17 protein-coding genes and 1 pseudogene are annotated in these 19,016 nt (G+C 37.6%); 3 read left to right on the top strand and 15 right to left on the bottom strand.

Annotation, left to right across the window (positions count from 1 at the left end; translation table 11 throughout):
- Nucleotides 1-277 precede the first annotated feature (277 nt).
- The 3 genes and pseudogenes from F4694_RS15425 to F4694_RS15420 all read left to right on the top strand — a co-directional run bounded on the left by F4694_RS15425 (nucleotide 278) and on the right by F4694_RS15420 (nucleotide 2,766).
- Nucleotides 278-961 carry a rhamnogalacturonan acetylesterase gene (locus tag F4694_RS15425; RefSeq protein WP_179599472.1) on the top strand — a complete coding sequence of 228 codons (684 nt, stop codon included), beginning with the start codon at nucleotides 278-280 and terminating at the stop codon, nucleotides 959-961.
- A 41-nt stretch (nucleotides 962-1,002) separates the two neighbouring features.
- A pseudogene (locus tag F4694_RS32210) lies at nucleotides 1,003-1,905 on the top strand (ABC transporter transmembrane domain-containing protein); the annotation flags it as partial.
- Nucleotides 1,879-2,766 carry an ABC transporter ATP-binding protein gene (locus F4694_RS15420; protein WP_257029265.1) on the top strand — a complete coding sequence of 296 codons (888 nt, stop codon included), beginning with the start codon at nucleotides 1,879-1,881 and terminating at the stop codon, nucleotides 2,764-2,766. The pseudogene F4694_RS32210 and the gene F4694_RS15420, both read left to right, overlap by 27 nt.
- A 104-nt stretch (nucleotides 2,767-2,870) precedes the next feature.
- Here F4694_RS15420 and F4694_RS31770 read toward each other — a convergent pair whose 3' ends face one another.
- The 15 genes from F4694_RS31770 to F4694_RS15350 form a co-directional block, all read right to left on the bottom strand.
- Complete coding sequence (locus F4694_RS31770; RefSeq protein ID WP_218895678.1) at nucleotides 2,871-3,089, bottom strand: hypothetical protein; 219 nt, start codon at nucleotides 3,087-3,089, stop codon at nucleotides 2,871-2,873.
- A gap of 88 nt (nucleotides 3,090-3,177) precedes the next feature.
- On the bottom strand, nucleotides 3,178-4,671 hold the full coding sequence (locus tag F4694_RS15415) for a UxaA family hydrolase (protein WP_179599470.1): 1,494 nt from the start codon (nucleotides 4,669-4,671) through the stop codon (nucleotides 3,178-3,180).
- A 15-nt stretch (nucleotides 4,672-4,686) separates the two neighbouring features.
- On the bottom strand, nucleotides 4,687-6,150 hold the full coding sequence (locus F4694_RS15410) for a tagaturonate reductase (protein ID WP_179599742.1): 1,464 nt from the start codon (nucleotides 6,148-6,150) through the stop codon (nucleotides 4,687-4,689).
- Between the two features lie 62 nt (nucleotides 6,151-6,212).
- Nucleotides 6,213-7,211 carry a LacI family DNA-binding transcriptional regulator gene (locus F4694_RS15405; protein ID WP_179599468.1) on the bottom strand — a complete coding sequence of 333 codons (999 nt, stop codon included), beginning with the start codon at nucleotides 7,209-7,211 and terminating at the stop codon, nucleotides 6,213-6,215.
- A gap of 74 nt (nucleotides 7,212-7,285) precedes the next feature.
- The gene (uxaC, locus tag F4694_RS15400; RefSeq protein WP_179599466.1) at nucleotides 7,286-8,722 is read right to left on the bottom strand and encodes a glucuronate isomerase; all 1,437 of its coding nucleotides are present in this window, start codon (nucleotides 8,720-8,722) and stop codon (nucleotides 7,286-7,288) included.
- A gap of 372 nt (nucleotides 8,723-9,094) precedes the next feature.
- Nucleotides 9,095-9,730 carry a hypothetical protein gene (locus tag F4694_RS15395; RefSeq protein WP_179599464.1) on the bottom strand — a complete coding sequence of 212 codons (636 nt, stop codon included), beginning with the start codon at nucleotides 9,728-9,730 and terminating at the stop codon, nucleotides 9,095-9,097.
- A gap of 166 nt (nucleotides 9,731-9,896) precedes the next feature.
- Nucleotides 9,897-10,106 (bottom strand): hypothetical protein, encoded by a 210-nt coding sequence (locus F4694_RS15390; RefSeq protein WP_179599462.1) that lies wholly within the window; start codon nucleotides 10,104-10,106, stop codon nucleotides 9,897-9,899.
- Nucleotides 10,107-10,152: 46 nt separating this feature from the next.
- Nucleotides 10,153-11,076: an AEC family transporter gene (locus F4694_RS15385; protein ID WP_179599460.1), complete on the bottom strand. Its 924-nt coding sequence runs from the start codon at nucleotides 11,074-11,076 to the stop codon at nucleotides 10,153-10,155.
- Nucleotides 11,077-11,155: 79 nt separating this feature from the next.
- Nucleotides 11,156-11,302: a hypothetical protein gene (locus F4694_RS15380; protein WP_179599458.1), complete on the bottom strand. Its 147-nt coding sequence runs from the start codon at nucleotides 11,300-11,302 to the stop codon at nucleotides 11,156-11,158.
- Nucleotides 11,303-11,344: 42 nt separating this feature from the next.
- Entirely contained in the window at nucleotides 11,345-12,742 is a 1,398-nt protein-coding gene (locus F4694_RS15375; RefSeq protein WP_179599740.1) for a CitMHS family transporter, read from the bottom strand.
- A 36-nt stretch (nucleotides 12,743-12,778) separates the two neighbouring features.
- Nucleotides 12,779-13,465, bottom strand: coding sequence for a response regulator (locus F4694_RS15370; RefSeq protein WP_179599456.1), 687 nt, complete (start codon nucleotides 13,463-13,465; stop codon nucleotides 12,779-12,781).
- Nucleotides 13,458-15,065 carry an ATP-binding protein gene (locus tag F4694_RS15365; RefSeq protein ID WP_179599738.1) on the bottom strand — a complete coding sequence of 536 codons (1,608 nt, stop codon included), beginning with the start codon at nucleotides 15,063-15,065 and terminating at the stop codon, nucleotides 13,458-13,460. Before F4694_RS15365 ends, F4694_RS15370 begins: the two co-directional genes overlap by 8 nt.
- A 27-nt stretch (nucleotides 15,066-15,092) precedes the next feature.
- The gene (locus F4694_RS15360; protein ID WP_179599454.1) at nucleotides 15,093-15,815 is read right to left on the bottom strand and encodes a response regulator; all 723 of its coding nucleotides are present in this window, start codon (nucleotides 15,813-15,815) and stop codon (nucleotides 15,093-15,095) included.
- The gene (locus F4694_RS15355; protein WP_218895676.1) at nucleotides 15,793-17,382 is read right to left on the bottom strand and encodes an ATP-binding protein; all 1,590 of its coding nucleotides are present in this window, start codon (nucleotides 17,380-17,382) and stop codon (nucleotides 15,793-15,795) included. Before F4694_RS15355 ends, F4694_RS15360 begins: the two co-directional genes overlap by 23 nt.
- A 91-nt stretch (nucleotides 17,383-17,473) precedes the next feature.
- Nucleotides 17,474-19,000: a tripartite tricarboxylate transporter permease gene (locus F4694_RS15350; RefSeq protein ID WP_179599450.1), complete on the bottom strand. Its 1,527-nt coding sequence runs from the start codon at nucleotides 18,998-19,000 to the stop codon at nucleotides 17,474-17,476.
- Nucleotides 19,001-19,016: the final 16 nt, after the last annotated feature.

Below are 19,016 nucleotides of genomic sequence, written 5' to 3'. Positions count from 1 at the left end.
GTAACGCTTACGTTATAATATATTAAAATTTCCATATTTACAAGACTATGTAATCTAGCGGTATATCTTTATATATTATATATATATTGACACAAAAACTGATAGATAATACAATGTTAACGTTAACATTTATCCGTACAATCCAATCATAATCCTCATTATCATAGCCCTCATCAAAGAAAATAGGTTCTATTTTTGTTTTAACATAAAAATGTTAACGTGTACATATGCTTTTAGCAGCAATTACTAAGAATTTTTTATGAGGGAGTAAATACAAATGGAAATTCAAATAACCATTTATATAGCAGGAGATTCCACGGCTGCTATAAAACTACCAGAAAAACGGCCAGAAACTGGCTGGGGGGAAGCATTTCAAGCGTACTTTAAAGAAAATGTAAAGATTGATAACCGGGCGATTAATGGACGAAGCACAAAGTCATTTATAAACGAGGGTCATTTAGCTAAGATTGAAAAGAGCATTCAACCCGGTGATTACTTAATTATCCAATTTGGCCACAATGATCAAAAAATAGAGGATCCTGAACGAGGAACTCACCCTTATGGTGACTATCAAGATAACCTAGGCAAGTTCATTCAGACAGCATATCAAAAAAATGCCTATCCCTTGTTATTAACGTCAGTTACTCGTCGAAAGTTTGAAGATGATATATTTGATAGCACGTCGGTTGGAGCTTATCCTCAAGCCATGATTCAATTTGCCAAAAAATACGATATACCTGTTTTAGACATACATAAAATCACCACAGAGTTTATGGCAAAAGCCGGTGATGAGGAATCAAAAAAATACTATTTGCATTTACCACCTGGTCAATCCGAAAACTATCCTGAGGGGATAAGTGACAACACCCACTTCAATGAAGAGGGAGCAAAAAAAGTGGCTCAATTAATTATTGAAGCAATCCAACAAAGTGATTTACCTCTAAAGAACCTACTGAAATAGTGAACTACTTTATTTATGAACCTTTATAAGGAGTTGGATCAATGGAGGAAACATTTGTACAGCAAATATATAACAAAAATCAGAAAAATTCCTTTAAGGTACTAGTTGGTTTATATAAAGGAAACTACTTAAGAATATTTTATTCTGCAGTTTTGTTTATCATTAAACATATCCCAGCTTGGGTAATGCCCATCGCAATTGCGAATGTGATTAATGCAGCTACGATACAGGCTGGCGGTGGCATTCGAACGATCTATTTTAATGCGATCATTATGGTTATTTTGGTACTGCAAAACATCGTAACAAATTATTATCATACTAAACTGCATAGTTATGCGATTCGCAGTGTCGAATCGGGTTTGCGTGCTTCGCTTATTAAAAAGCTGCAAGAACTTTCGATACCCTATCAAAAGGAAATGCAATCTGGCAGGCTTCAATCAAAAATTATGCGGGATGTAGAAGCTGTCCAAACGCTTTCTTCTCAAGTGTTTGTCAGTAGTTTAAATATTTTTGTCAATCTAATAGTAGCCTAAGCCATTACGTTATATAACAGTCCTACTGTATTTCTATTTTTCATATTAACTGTACCGATTTCAGCTCTAATCATTGTGATCTTCCGTAAAAAAATCAAAACCTCAAATTCTGAATTTCGTCAGGAAATGGAAGAAACCTCTGTGCGTGTGATTGAAATGATTGAATTAGTACCCATTGCACGTGCGCATGCGTTAGAAAATCAAGAGGTACGCCGTTTAAATCATAGGTTCCAACAAATATTAACAAAAGGTTTTCATTTAGATATTATTCAATCATTTTTTGGTTCTGTTAGTTGGGCTAGTTTTCAACTTTTTCAAATTATTTGTTTAGTCTTTACGGGTATTTTGGCCTTACGCGGTTCCATTACTCCTGGGGAAGTGGTGATGTATCAAACGTACTTTACAACAGTAGTAAATTCAGTATCTAGTATAATAACATTAATACCCACAATCGCTAAAGGCCTGGAATCCGTAAATTCTATTGGCGAAATTTTAACAGCTGGTGAAGTAGAAAATCATGAGAACAAACCTAAAATTAAACAAGTAGATGGAAATTTTTCCATTCAACAGGTTTGTTACCGGTATCCTAATAGCGACCAGACGATCCTCCATGATATTAACTTAGAGGTTAAACAAGGCGAAACAGTCGCTTTTGTCGGGGAATCTGGTTCGGGAAAATCAACGATCCTAAATTTACTCATTGGGTTTATTCAACCGACTGAAGGAAGAATTCTTTTAGATGGTCATGATATGTCATCTATTGATTTACGATCCTTCCGACATCATTTAGCAGTGGTCCCACAATCAACCATCCTATTCTCTGGAACTATTCTACAAAATATCACCTATGGCATGCCATCTGTTACCGAAGATGAACTAAAAAGAGTTTTATTAGCTGCAAACCTGTGGGATGTCATTGAGAAGCTTCCGGATGGTTTAAATACGAGGATCGGAGAACATGGAGATAAGCTTTCAGGGGGGCAACGGCAAAGGGTATCGATTGCAAGAGCCTTAATTCGGAACCCAAAAGTTATTATTTTAGATGAAGCGACATCTGCATTAGATAGTCATTCTGAGAAAAAAATACAAGAAGCCTTAAATACTTTATGTCATGGCCGGACTACGTTTATCGTGGCTCACCGTCTTTCAACGATTCGTAATGCGGATAAAATAGCAGTCATCGAAAATGGACGTTGCGTAGAATTCGGTACCTATGATGAATTAATGTTTACTAAAGGGAAGTTCTATGAATTGAAGCAATTACAAATGTAGTAGACGAGCAAAATGGAATAATTCTAGATGCTAAGGAAATCCGCCTGGCATTTTTTTTTGCCTGTTAATTTGCGCTTTACAAAAGGTTGTGTAAAGCCAATTGTTTATATTGCACCCTGATGATTGGAGCGAACAGCACGAAGACTCCTCGAGAATCCAAGGTCACAATAATACGGGTAACAATCTGACCAGGATTGTACCGATAAATCACGGCTCCACAAATTATCGTAACTATCTGACTCGGATTGTGCCGATAAATCACGGCTCCACAATTTATCGTACCTATCTGACTCGGATTGTGCCGATAAATCACGGCTCCACAAATTATCGTAACAATCAGAGACACAGCCAAAAAAATCCCTTTTGGAAGACTGTATCACTGTCTACTCAAAAGGGATTATAAGTCTCTGATTATAGCGTAACTCCACTCTTAAAAATCGAAATCTCCCTAAAATCATTTTTCTCATTATTAACAAATTCACCGTTTGCCACTTGAACAATATAATCTACAAAATCATTTAACACTTGTTCTTGGAGAACTCCATCCTCCAACAGTATTCCAGTATTAAAGTCAATCCAGTGTGGTTTTGTTTCATAGATTTGTGTGTTCGTTGAAATTTTCATCGTTGGAACAAACGTTCCGAATGGTGTTCCCCTACCAGTCGTAAACAAAACCATTTGGCAGCCGGCTGCCGCAAGTGCCGTGGATGCAATAAGGTCATTTCCTGGCGCACTTAAGAGGTTTAATCCTTTTGTATTAAGTGTTTCGCCATATTTTAAGACATCGACAATGGTGCTCGTTCCTGCTTTCTGTGTGCACCCAAGAGATTTGTCTTCTAGTGTGGTAATGCCTCCAGATTTGTTCCCTGGGGAAGGATTTTCATATACAGGTTGATTATGACGTAAAAAATACTCCTTGAAGTCATTAATTAGATCCACAATCTTCCCAAAAACTTTTTCATCGGCAGCACGTTCCATTAAGATTGTTTCTGCTCCAAACATTTCCGGGACCTCAGTGAGGACGGTTGTTCCTCCTTGGGCAATTAAATAATCTGAGAACTTCCCTAGAAGCGGATTTGCGGTTATACCTGAAAAGCCATCGGATCCACCGCATTTTAAACCAATTTTCAATTCTGAAAGAGGCACGGATTCTCTTTTGTCATTTTTGGCATTTTCATAGATTTCCATGACCAGTTTAAAGCCTTCCTCGATTTCATCGGTAACATTTTGGGAGATTAGAAATTTCACTCTCCCCTCATTCACTTCACCCAATGCCTTTTTAAACTCTGGCAGCTCATTATTCTCACAGCCAAGACCTAAAACAAGAACACCGCCAGCATTGGGATGCTTTACTGCATTGATCAGTATTTGCTTTGTGTTTTCATGGTCATCCCCTAGTTGAGAACATCCATAGTTATGCTTTAAGACAAGGACATTGTCAAACGGGGTAATGTCGCCAACATGACGCTCAAACCGTTTGATAATCTTCTCAGCAATCCCGTTCACACAACCTACTGTAGGGACAATCCATAATTCATTCCGAATGCCAACATTACCATCTTCGCGACGGTATCCCTGAAATGTTCGATTTTCATTATTATATAGATTCTGAGATTCCTTAAACATGTATTGGTATTCCTGTGTTCCAGAAAGATTCGTTTTTGTGTTATGTGTATGAACATGTTCACCGGGTGTAATCACACCCAGTGCATGCCCAATTGGATAGCCGTATTTAATAATATCCTCATTTTCGTAAATATCTTTTACTGCTATTTTATGTCCACGGCTGATGTCTTCTTTTATTTGAATATCCTTGCCATTAAGATGAATGGTTTCATTTTTCTTAAAGTTTCTTAGTGCTAGAATAATATTATCGTTGTCAGTGATTTGAAGAAAATCCTTCATTATAGCGGCCTCCTACTAAATGGATGTTTCAAACAATTCTTTAAGAGCTTCCTTAACTCCTATTTGATAGATAGTAAGGAGGTTTGTACTGACGGTACTTTCTAGATTTGGAATAGAGGTCAAATCCATCCCCCATAACCTTTGCTCCGCCAGGATTATGTTCACGAGTTCAGACATGGCAAGTTCTTGCTGTTCAAATTTCCCCCAATGAGTTTTAAAGAATTCAACAATTTCTGGATCATCTTGTAGTTCTATTGAGTCATTTCCTCTTTTACCCTGATAAAAATAAATCAGGCAGCTTAGTGAAAAGACCATTCGTTTTGGCAGACTGTTATATTTTTTAACATAATCCAAAAATGCAGGCAGATTTCTTGTCTGAAATTTAGAAATAGAATTTAGTGCGATGCTCATTAAATAATGCTTAATGTATGGATTAGCAAAACGGTTAACCACATCATCTGCATAGCTGGTTAGCTCTGGTTTCGGACCCTCTAAAGTTGGGATGATTTCCTCTCGGATCATTTCTTTTATAAACATGCCGACTTCTTCATGATTTATACTTTCTTCTACTGTACTTACACCGTAAAGATAAGCGACCGGCGTCATTGCAGTATGTGCACCGTTCAAAATCCGGACTTTACGTACCCTATAAGGAGATAAATCATTGACAATCAGCGTGTTTAGCCCTGTCCCTTTGACTTTCAGCTCATTTTTTATCCATTCCGGTCCCTCAATGACCCAAAGGTGATACTGCTCACCTACCACCATCAATTCATCCTCATATCCAAGTTGTTCGGTTTTTTCTTTATAGGAGTCGGTTGGAAATCCTGGTACGATTCGGTCTACAAGGCTTGAACAGAAAGTATTCGCGTTCTTTACCCATCCAATAAATTCATCCTCCAGGTTCCATAAGCTTGCACATTGCAATACGATTTCTCTCAACTTTTCTCCGTTTCTTTCTATTAGTTCACATGGAATGATTATACAGCCACGTTTTTGATCACCGGCAAATGCCTGGAAACGGTGATAGAGGAACGCAGTAAGTTTTCCTGGAAAACTCTTTTGCGGTCGATCCTCTAACTTGTCTGTTGGGTCAAACACAATTCCGGCTTCTGTCGTATTCGAAACGATAAACCGGAGATCTTCTGTCCCAGCAAGCTTGATATATTCCGGATAATCTGTAAACAGATTAATACCTCTACTGATTGACTCGATCACTTGATGCTCATTTACTAATTGGCCTTCTTTTATACCCTGTAAGTAAAGGGTAAACAGCCCATCCTGATTATTTAGCCTTTCAATCTTGTTATTGCCGCGCGGCTGGACAACCACTACACTTCCATTAAAATCCGTCTTTTCATTAAGAACTTGGAATTGCCAATCAATAAACCCTCTCAAAAAGTTTCCTTCCCCGAACTGGAGAACCTTTTCTGGATATGAGATATATTTCTGATGAATATTATTATTTAGTTTTTGCACCAATCTTTCCCCTCCCAAAAAATGCACACGTTAACATTTCTATTCAAAAAGAAAGGTATTAACTAACCTCTCTTCTTAACAGAATCCCTTATGATTAATTCTGTATTAGCAAAAACTTTGGTTGCGTTTTGTTCCTCGCCAGTTACGAGTGAAAGGATTTTTTCCGCACCTAGTACACTGATTTTTTCAACTGGTCGTTTTACCGTTGTTAGCTTAGGTGTTGTGTATTGGGCAAAACCGATATCATCAAATCCAACAATGGAAATATCATTCGGTACATTTAACCCACTTGCAAACACGGCATTCATTGCACCAATGGCCATATCGTCATTTGAACAAAAAACGGCTGTCGGAGGATTTTTCAAAGACAATAATTTTTCCATTCCTAGGTAACCGCTTTCCATATCATAGTTTCCGCTAACGGAATACTCCGGATGAATCGAAATGCCATTATCTATTAGCGCAGTAAGATAACCATCCTTACGCATTTGCGTAGATTTAAAGGTTGGAATTCCTTCAATCACGGCGATGTCTGTATGTCCACAATCGATCAAATACTGCACAGCTTGTCTTGAACCCTCAGTATCATTAGAAAGAATATTGATAATATAATCTTCTTCAATTTCTCTGTTAAGCACAACAAGAGGAATTTCCTTTTGCAGTACATGATAGATAAATGAATGGTCCCTTACGCTTTGGCTCATTAAAATGATCCCGTCAAATCTTTGCGAATTAATACTCGAATAATCCTGATAATCATCAATACCACGGATAAACAAATTATATTCCTCGCTAATGACACTATTTACACCTTTTATTGTATCAGCAAGGAAGCTTGCCGATGTTCCATTGCTTATGCTTGTTAAAAATAAACCAATCGTATGCGACTTTTGCATAACCAGGCTTTTAGCATTGTAATTAGGGGTATAATTTAGCTGGGAGGCAATATCAAGGATTTTCCTCCTTGTAGGCGCTTTGATAAGGGGACTGTTATTTAGTGCCCTTGATACAGTTGTATGTGAAACATTGGCCAATTTTGCAATATCTTTTATGGTAACCATAGTCTGACCTTCCTTTTGCATTGTCTCTTTCATTTATTATATCTTATCTGCCCTGCCCCGCCAGCTTTCATCTATTAATTGTGAGGGATATGTTCGACTATTGATGTTTCTTGAAAAGCAAAATAATCTTTGGCATTGTTATAGGAAATTCCACGAACAATATCTCCAAGCAACTCTAAATCATTTGGAACCTCACCATTTTCAACCCATTCTCCAATTAAATTACAAACCAGTCTACGGAAATATTCATGTCTTGTATAAGATAGAAAACTTCTTGAGTCGGTAAGCATTCCGATGAAACGACTGAAAAGACCCATAGAGGACAACGCCTTAAACTGGTCGAGCATGCCTTCCTTTGTATCGTTGAACCACCATGCTGTACCGAATTGGATTTTCCCTGGAGTTCTGCCGTCTTGAAAGCTATTAATGATACTTGCGATTACGACATTATCACCTGGATTCAATGAATAAATAATGGTTTTCGGAAGATTGTTTTCCTGCTCTAACGAGTCTAGGATTTTTACTAGCGGTTTTGCAATTTGGTCGTCGTTAATAGAATCATAACCACTGTCTGGCCCAAGAATCTTAAACATTCTGTTATTGTTGTTACGGTGAGCATTGATATGGAATTGCATCGCCCAGTCCAGCTCTGCGTAAAGCTTGCCAAGAAAGATTAACGTAAACGTTTTGAACTTCTTTTCTGCTTCAAGAGAAATACCGCTGCCTGAAATTCTTGCTGCAAAAATTTCAGCCACTTCTTCAAAACTGGTCTCTTCGAATACCATAGAATCTAAAGCGTGATCAGACACTCTGCCGCCTGCCGAATGAAAAAAATGGACTCTTGATTCAAGTGCGGCAAGAAAATCTTCATAACTAGTAATCTCAATTTCAGCAGCCTCTGCAAGCTTAGCTACCCAATCAATAAAGCCCTCGCGATTTATTTCTAATCCCTTATCAGGTCTAAAACCTGGTACAACACTAACAGGATAGTCATTTTCTTCTCTTAACTTTAGATGATATTCAAGGCTATCTACAGGATCGTCTGTTGTACAAACAACTTTAACTTTTGATCTTTCAATCAAATTCCTTACACTAAATTCCTCTTCGTTAAGTTTGGCATTTACTTTTTCCCAAATCTCTGGTGCACTTTTTTCATTCAATAAATCATAAATGCCGAAAAACCGCTGTAATTCTAAATGCGTCCAATTGTATAAAGGATTCCCTATTGTCATTGGTACGTTCCTAGCCCATGCAAGGAACTTATCATAGTCACTTGCTTCGCCGGTTATATATTCTTCTGATATTCCATTTGCTCTCATAGCTCTCCATTTATAATGGTCACCATACAACCAGGCTTCGGTAATATTTTTAAATTTCTTATTTTCATAGATTTCTTTCGGACTTAAATGACAGTGGTAATCAATAATTGGCATGTCTTTAGCGTAATCATGGAATAAGGAGATCGCGGTTTTGTTATTAAGTAAAAAGTTTTCATCCATAAATTTCTTCATTTTGCACCATCCTATTATAAAATGTTAACGTTAACAAAATCCTTTGTTTTCAGTCTAACAAATCTGAGAAACAATGTAAATATATATTGTTAACGTTAACATTTTTTCTATATGTATTAATATCCAGTAATCTTTTTTATCCCGCTCTGTTACTTTCATGATGTCATCGTAATGATTCCAACTAAGGTCTACTAAAACTTTTGTCTTTCATAAAGGGTATGCAGGACTAATCCTTGAAGGCTACTAATACATTTGTCCTTCATAATGGATACGAGGGACAAATCCTTCAAAGCTATTAAAACATTTATCCTTCATAAATGGCTTAAACAAAGAAAAATAGGATAGCGCATAGCTACCCTATTTCAATTCGAATTAATTTTCTTTTGCCTTGTCAAAGAAATGCATCTTTCCCCCTTTGTGTGGAAAAAGATTTAGCTCCTTCGCCTTATCTGCGTGGTTTGTCATGATTTCTTTAAAAAGTTCGTCAGAGGACTTATTTTTTGTTTCTATTCCTAACTTCTCTGCCGCTTGGAATATTCTTTTATCTCGGACTTCGTGTGCTATGGTGTGAAGATCCTTATTATCGGTTGAAATACCAAGCTCTTTTGCTTCCTTTTTAATTTGGGTTTCATGGACTTCTCTAGCAAGATTATGTAGATCTTTGCCTTCAGTCGCAATACCTAACTCTTTGGCCTCCTTTTTAATTTCGGTTTCCCATACTTCCTTCGCTAACTTCTCAAGATCTTTCCCATTGCTGTCAATCCCCAGTTCCTTAGCCTTTTGTTTAATTATGGTTTCCCTAACTTCTTTTGCAATGGTCTCAGTGTCTTTTCCTTCTGTTTCAATTCCTAGCGATTCAGCCTGCTTTTTAATAAACTCAGGATTGTGCTTGATATGATGACCACGACCGTGTACTTCTGATTTTTCCTCTGCTGCTGCATAAGTCTGGACGGAACCGAAAAGTCCAAACAATAAGGCAATGGCAAATGACATGTACATCTTTCTCATCTTGTATATTCCTCCTAATAATAGTTTGGGTATTACGATGATAGGATGTCCAGAGGTTGTTACCAAATTATGAACAAAATATTAAAATTTGTAATAAATTTTCACAAAATAACAGCCCCTATCTCTTAATAGAGGCTGCTATTTTTATTCATTTTATACTTGCTGTTTAAACTAGACTCGCTTTTTCAGTCTTCAGTTTTTCTAACTCTCGATTTAATTCTTCTTCATTAACATAGTTTCGGTAAGCCGCATCATCCTGCAACAAAGGATTCGCAAATTGGCTGCCTGCTTGTACCTCAGCTTCCATTAATAAAATCCGTTCCTCTGCCCGTGCAACACCCCGTAAAATAGTATCCGTCTGGAGATGCATTTCCATTTATTAAAAAGTAAAAAACGCACGAGTGAGAAAATCACCGTACGGTCTAAAAAAGGATTTTTGACAGATAAACAACAATCGTAACAGTAATACCACTTAAGATGGTAGTCAGTAGGACTGCTTGCGACGCATATTCCGGGTAATTATCATACTCTAGAGCCAGTAATGCACTATTTCTTGAAGAAGGGAACGAGCTGGCGATAAAAAGTGCCTGAGCAGTAATGTCTGTTAATCCAAGAATATTTATAACTAACAACCCAATGAGTGGAGAAATAATCAGTCTGCCGATTACAATCCAAACAATTTGCCTAGAAATTCGCGTAATCTTTAAAAATGCTACTTGAGCTCCAAGTGTGACAAGTGCAACCGCCAAAAACGCATTTGAGGAATTTTCAATTGGCTTCCACAAAAATTCAGGAATTTCAATATGGAGCCATTTCAACAATATAGCCAATAATAAAGCGTATATAACCGGGAGACGCATAATTTTACGTAAGATATCTCTACCGCTGCTCTCTGCAGAGACACTGTTGAAAAAACCATATGTGAAAGTTAGGAGATTTTGAAAAATAGAAACAATAATCTGTATTGACATCCCACCTGGATTAGCAGCGAAAACTAGTTCACTTACTGGGAGACCATAATTTCCTGAATTGCTCAAAACCATACTATTTTTAAAGGTAGCTGCCAGTTTACGGTCAAACCCATTCACTTTTGCGATAACCATGCTGGTTAGAATAAGGAGAATATTAAAAAGCATTAAAAATAATAATGTACGGCTAATTAACTTGCTAGACATATTGCTCTCATATATATTGACAAAGCAAACGGCAGGCAACAAAAAATACACCGTCAATGTTGACAGTGTCGATAAGTCAAGCCTAATCAAACGCTGCAATAAAGCGCCAGCCCCTACTAACACGAATATCGGAAAAATAATATCTAGTAATATATGAAACAAAATAGTCATAAAACTTACCTTCTCTCTCTAATGAAAAAAAGGAAAAATGCAGTTTATTAATAAATAATAAATTGCATTTTCCTACTACTTATACTATCTGATCGTTAAAATAAATAACCTCTGAAAGAATTTTACAACCTGAAACATTTTTAAAGGCTTCTCTTGCTTCTTGTTCAGAATTAAATTCGAACATTGATATATTGTTTCCCTTTGAATAGACTGTGATTATCCACATTAACATTCATCCCCTATCGATTTTCCTTTGTTCTAAATCTAGTTAAAAAGGAATAATTGACAATAGTATTGCAACGGCCATCATAACAAGAGTTGAACCACATGCCCATTTAAGGAATGCGCGCTGTAAGTCCCCAAAATCTTCTCCCACCATACCGACTAATAAGTATGTTGAAGGTACAAGCGGGCTTAATAAATGGACAGGCTGCCCCAATAGTGATGCTCGTGCTAGGAACTCAGGATCAATTCCATAAACACTTGCTGCTTTTGCCAGCAAAGGCAAAACACCATAGTAAAAGGCATCATTTGACATAAAGAATGTTAAAGGGGCACTGATTATCGCGGTAATAAGTGCAAAATGGGAACCTAGTACATCTGGAATATATGAAATCATGGAGTTTGCCATAGCATCGACCATTTTTGTACCCGTTAAGATACCAGTAAAAATACCTGCAGCAAAAACCATAGAAACTACCGATAACGCATTATCTGCATAATTTGCAATTCTTTCTTTTTGATCACTTAATTTTGGATAATTGATCGTGATCGCCAAAGCAAATCCAAGCATAAATAATACAGTTGTTGGCAACACCTCGTTGATTAGAGCAACTAATAGAGTAATTGTAATTAAATAGTTAATAAGAATTAACTTAGGACGTTTTAGGTAGGCATCTTCTGATGTAGCAGCCGTCATCGCCATCGTATTGTAATCAATCTGCAGGATGCCAACTCGTTTCCGCTCTTTTCTCCCAAGGAAATAGGCCATGAACAATACGAATATTATTCCACCCGCCATGCTAGGTATGACCGGCGTAAAAACATCCGACATCTCAAGATGTAATGCCGTCATTGCTCTAGCAGTTGGTCCTCCCCATGGAAGAAGGTTCATGACACCTGAAGCCGATACAGCGATTCCAGCAAGAATTAACGGTTTCATACCAATACGTTTATACAAAGGTAACATGGCAGAAATCGTAATCATGTATGTAGTAGTTCCATCCCCGTCAAGGGATATTAAAAGTGCAAGAACGGCAGTTCCGATGGCTATTTTAACTGGATCTCCCTTTACAACTCTTAAGATAGTCGAAATAATCGGATCAAAAACTCCTGCATCAATCATGATACCGAAAAAGAGAATAGCGAAAAGGATCATAATTCCAGTTGGGGCAACACTTTTTATCCCTTCGAGCGCCATTGGCCCCATTTCTTTGCCAAATCCGCCGATTAATGCAAATACGACCGGAACCACAATAAGCGCAATCATAGCGGGAAGGCGTTTAGTCATAATTAAAATCATAAAAGTGATAATCATCAAAAACCCTAATATTGCAAGCATCGTCCTCACCTCTTTTGTTAGTAAATTAAATATAATCGAAATATTCAGATGTGAAAACGTTACCAAAATAAAGTTATTAACGTAAATTAAATAGTTTATGTTCATTTTGTTCATAGGAAAAGGAGGCAAATGTTTGCCCCCTCACTTTATTGGATAATATTTCTTTTCCGGCCTTCCAACAATTCCATAAACTACCTCTGTCCTTACTTCCTGTATGGAGGAGAGATATTCCAAATACCTTCGTGCAGTGATCCTTGATGCACCAATTTCCTTACCAACATCTTCTGCGGAAAGACCTTCTCTTCTACCGTTGAAAACAGCCTTAACTTTTCCAAGCGTGATTTCATCAATTCCTTTTGGCAATCCGATACTCTTTGCTGAATCTTCACTTTTTCCTTTACGAAATAGAAGGTCTACATAATTCTGATTTACTTCTTGGGAAGCCGAAAGAAGCGAGTGTTTTTTAATAAATTCCTGTATCACTTCATCGAATCTTTCCCTGCTAACAGGTTTGATTAAGTAATTCTCAACTCCATACCTCAGAGCTTTTTCAAGGAAAACTTTATCAGTTGCTGCTGTTATCATTATAATACTGACTTTGGGGAAATTCTCCCGGATAGTGGGGAGTAACTCAGAACCTAGCATATCCGGCATATATACATCTAGAAGCAGTAAGTCGGGGGTTTTCTGCTCTAATAATTGCAAAGTCTGCTCACCATTCAATGATTTTCCAATCACGTCTATTTCCTTAAACTTATCTAAAAATTTCTCATGTATATCCGCTATTCGAAAATCATCTTCCGCTATAGCCGCTTTTATCTTATCCAAAATTCCCATCCCCTTGCAAATTCTTTGGTAGATAAACTGTAAAAACAGTTCCATTTTCTAGGTTGCTTTGCACCTCGATAATTCCATTCAATTCCAATACTGATTCTTCAGCATTAGATAATCCAAATCCTCGTGGTTCACTGCTTTTTTTCGAGGTATACCCTCTTTCAAAAAGAAGAGGAAATTCTACTGGACTTATTCCCTTCCCATTGTCTGAAATCTCAAATATAATATCTCGACCGATATCTGTAGCGAAAAACGTAACCGTGGGCATCTCACATTCTAAGACAGCTTCAAAGGCATTATCTATTAAGTTTCCAAGGATTACGATCAAGTTTGAGAGTTTAATATGGGACGGTAAACGATCCAAATAGCTGTCTGAAATAATCTCAAACTGTATTTTCTTTTCTGATGCTTTTCCTAATTTCCCTAAAAGGATTGCCTGCACTTTGGGATCTTTGATCTGGTTAAAAACGACTGAATTCTGAAATTGCAGTGTTTGAGTTTCGCTTTGGATCATATTTATTGCCTCGTTATATTCACCAAGTTGAAGCAAACCCAATAACACATATAATTTATTGGTAAATTCATGCGTTTGGGCACGAAGATCTTCCGAATATCTTTTTACTTCAGATATAGTATTTAGCATTTGCTCTATTTCTGTTTTGTCACGAAAGGAAGCAACAACCCCCTTAATACCATTTTCATCAACAATCGGAGTACTATTGACGATAATCGTTTTATCATTCCAGATCATTTCTTTATCCGATTGAGAGTTTCCCGTCCGTAATACCTCATACAAATAATTAGAGGGAAATAACCCATCCACTTTCATATTTCTGACTGTTCCCTGAAGATGTAGAAGCCGTTTTGCCTGCTGATTCATCATCGTAATGTAGCCTTCTTTATCAATTGCTAAGATGCCTTCTTTTACCGCATGCAGGACAGCGTTTTTCTCTTTATATTGAGATGCGATTTCGTACGGCTCAAGTCCCATCGTATCCCTGCGGATATTGCGTCCGAGTAAAACACTACCTAAAAGGGAAATCAAAAGGGCAATGAAAGAAACAATGAGCACTCTTCTAAGATTATTTATGATTTGCTGTTTGACATCTTCAAGTAGATATCCTACTGAAACGATACCGATAATCTCCCCCTGATGATTAAAAATAGGGGATTTTCCTCTAATAGATGGCCCTAGCGTACCCTCTGCCTTCGAGATATAATACTCACCTTGAACAAGTGCTCTTTCATTATCTCCACCTGTCATCTTTAGCCCGATTTTTGTGTTCAAAGGATGCGAATATCGTATACCATCTCTATTTCCAATGACTACAAATTCCGCACCTGTTTCTTTTCGTATTTTCTCTGCTATCGGCTGTATCGTTTTAGAAGGGTCGCTCGATTGGAAAGCATCGATAATAGTCGGCATAAATGAGACGGTTTTCGATAATTCCAATGCCAGCCTTCCCTTATTTTCCTCAATTTGTTTACTTTCCATATAACTATAAAATCCTGACATTAGGATGATTAACAATAAACCTAGTGAGAGAACCAGCCCGAATATTTTTGTTTGTAGGGTAACTTTTATTGTTCTCAGGCAGAAAACCTCCTAGTAAAAAATCTCTTAATTCTTAGTTGCTTTGCTTAAAACCATATAAACACGTTCTGGTCGACCGACAGTTCCGTAAGATAAATCTGCCTCTATACTTTCATTATAAACTAAATGTTCAAGGTATCTTCTAGCGGTTGTTCTGCTTACACCTATTTCTTTCGCAACACTCTCTGCTGTTAGTCCATATTCAACCTTCCCGAGAACCTCCATTACTTTTTCTAATGTTAGCGGATCGATTCCTTTCGGAAGGTAAGACTTTTCATTTCCAGCACCATCCGCTACTTTCCGCAATAGCTTGTCCACCTGCTGCTGAGTCACATGTGTATTATCTTTTCCTAACTGCAAAAGATTTCCATGGTACTCCTTAAATCGAAGTAGGGATTGCCTAAATCGGTCAAAAACTACCGGTTTAATAATATAATCAAACACGCCTATACTAATAGCCTCTTGAACTCTATTAATTTCTTTTGTGGCTGTAATCATAATAACATCCATTTGTTTCGATTGTTGTTTTGTTTCTTTTAATAAATCAATTCCGTTCATATCGGGAAAATAGACATCTAACAAAAGTAAGTCGGGCTGCAAAATATCTAATAGGGTTTTCGCTTCCAGATAACTGGCTGCTATGCCAACCGTTTGAAAGCCTTCGATTTGTTCAAGAAACCTCTTCTGAATTTCTGCTATCCTTAAGTCATCCTCAACAATTAAAACTTCAATATCTCTTTTCCCCTTCATACACATTCCCCCTGCTTTTTGGTATCGCCACAGTAAAAATAGTACCTTCCCCAAGATTTGATGAAAATGTGACATATCCACCTAAGCCCTTAATTGCCTTTTGAACTAGACTAAGCCCAAGACCTGCATTACTCTTCGTATTCTTTGTTGTATAGCCTTCTTTAAAAACCTGTTCATTATTTTTAATATCTATCCCCTTCCCGTTATCTTCTACCTCAATAATCAACTCCTTACCAAGGTCGGTTAGGAACAGTGCGACTTTTTTCTCTTCTTTTTCATTCTCCCTGACTGCTTCAAAAGCATTGTTGACAAGGTTGCCAATAATGGTTACTAATGAATCTCTGCTGATTTCATATGGGATATCTTTAAAGCTACTCTGTCTATCTATTGAAAAATCAACTTTCAATTCGCTCGCTAGACTTACCTTTCCTAATATAAATCCTGCAATAATAGGATCAGGTATTTCCTTCATTAAAAATTGAATGAAGCCCTGGGCGACATCCACTTCTTTTGAGATAAAATCAATGGCTTCTTTATATGAGCCAAGCTGAATCAAGCCTAGCAGGGTATAGAGACGATTAGAGTATTCGTGGGTTTGAGCACGTAATCCTTCTGCATATGCTTTTACATGAGATAATTCTTGCAGTAACTGGGCTAGCTCTGACTTATTACGTAAACTTGCAACTGCCCCAATCACAACACCTTTCTTATTAAAAATCGGAATCCGATTTGCCAAAAATACATCCCCAAAGATGATAATTTCTTTATCATATTCCGCCTGACCTTTTCGAACCACCTCTAGGAGATTCGTATTTTCTAAAACCTCTTCAATTCGTTTTCCACGAAGCAGAATCTCATTTGGAACTTTCAAAATTTTATGAGCGGTTTCATTCACTACAGTGATTCGCCCATCGGTATCGATTGCTATAATTCCTTCATGAATAGACTCTAATATCGCATGTTTTTCTTGGTACATCCAGGCAATTTCTTTCGGTTCTAGTCCAAACATTGCCTTTTTGATATTTAAAGAAATGAGTAAAGCTGCTAGTAGTCCTCCTACTAAAATAAGCAGTGTAGCAAAAAAGATTTTTTTCTGTATCACCGAAACTTCCTTTTCAATATCCGTCTGTAGGTAACCAACTGAAACAACGCCAATCACTTCTCCCTCGCTAAAGATGGGTGCTTTACCCCGTAGAGACGGACCTAGTGTCCCGGTAGACTCTGAGACGACAGATTTTCCTTTAAAAACAAGACCATTATCGCCCCCGACCATTTTTTGTCCTAAGCGCTTTGGATTGGGATGTGAATATCGTATTTCATTCCGATTCCCGATAACAATAAATTCTGCCCCAACCTGTTTACGAATGTTTTCTGCGATCGGCTGGATCGTTGAAGCAGGATTTTCAGCTTGAAACGCTTTCTTGATATCTGGCATATTAGCAATCGATTGGGCTACAGATAAGGCTTTAGAACCTATTTCCTGTTTAAGATTGGTTTCCATTATGTTTTTAAAGGTAACCTCAAAAATAACTCCGATTGAGACAATAAGAAGAAGAATAACTAACATTAATTTCGAATGTAACCGCACGCAATCACCTCATTTATATTATATTAAAAAAACTCCTTAAATAAAGGAGTTTTCTCATTATTATAAAAATTTAGCCCTCAATATTAATAATTACATCCTTTCCTCTTCTCTTCATCATGAAAGGGATTAATAACCAAAGGAAGGTAATGATAAGAAAAACAAGTGAAATTGGTCTTGTAAAGAATACGCTGAAATCCCCATTAGAAATGGTTAAAGCCCTTCGTAAATTATTTTCAACCATGGGTCCTAAAACCAGTCCAAGAACAAGAGGGGCAATTGGATAATCATTCTTGCTCAAGAAATAGCCAAGAAGTCCACATCCTAATAAAAGTAAGAGATCGTAAGTTGATACTTGAACTGCATAGACTCCAAAAATCGAGATGGCAATAATCATAGGAATCAAGAATTGCTTTGGTGTTTGAATAATTTTCGCAAACACTTTGACAAGTGGGAGATTTAAAATTAATAGCATAATATTTCCGATAAACATACTGGCAATCAGTCCCCACGCCACTTGAGGATGGTCCTCAAATAATAACGGCCCCGGCTGGACATTATACATCATTAGGGCTCCCATTAAAATGGCCGTTGTACCTGAACCTGGAATCCCTAATGTTAATAAGGGGATCATCGCCCCACCAGATGCCGCATTATTTGCCGATTCAGGTGCCGCAACCCCTGCAATCGTTCCTGTTCCAAACTTTGAAGGCGTTTTTGAAATCTTTTTTTCAAGAATATAAGAAAAGAAGGAAGCGAGTGTTGCACCAGCACCTGGTAGAATGCCTACAAAGAAACCTAAGATCGAACCTCGAGCAATTGGTCCTGCGGATTCTTTTAGCTCAGCTTTAGATGGAAGTAAATTGTTAATCTTTGCAATTTCGGTATCTTCCTCTTCTTTTTCCAAAATGGTTTTAAAAACCTCACCGACAGCAAACAACCCTACCGCGATGGTTAAAAATTCAATTCCCTGATATAACCATGGAACATTAAACGTAAATCTGGCAATACCTGATACGTTGTCGATGCCAATCGTACCCAGTAACAAACCGAAAACAGTCATAATTAGAGCCTTCGTTACCGATTTTCCCGCTAATCCACTGACAGCCCCCAGCCCTAATAGCATTAAGGAAAAATATTCTGCTGGTCCAAATTTAAGCGCTACAGTTGATAATGGTTTTGCTAATGCAATCAGTGCCACAAGGGTAATAATCCCCGCCACAAAAGAACCGATTGCCGAAATCGATAAGGCACTTCCTGCTCTTCCTTTCTTGGCCATCTGATAACCGTCCAATGTCGTAACAACAGAGGAGGATTCTCCTGGAGTATTTAATAGTATGGAAGTGGTCGAGCCGCCATACATCGCTCCATAATAGACCCCAGCAAGAAGAATAATAGCACTCGTTGCTGCATTTTCTGGTGGGAGTCCTCCCGTAATAGAAGCCGTTACTGGAATGAGAAGGGCTACCCCGCTCATTGGTCCAATCCCAGGAAGCACACCAACAGCGGTCCCAATTAAAACCCCAACAAAGGCAAAGAGGATATTATACCAAATAAGTGCCGTTCCGAATCCCTGAAATAAATAATCTAGTGTACTCATCTTGAGTCCTCCTTTC

This window comes from Neobacillus driksii (genome assembly GCF_013409995.1).
GTDB classification, from domain to species: Bacteria; Bacillota; Bacilli; order Bacillales; family Cytobacillaceae; genus Neobacillus; species Neobacillus driksii.
This window is presented reverse-complemented; position numbering and strand designations above follow the sequence as displayed.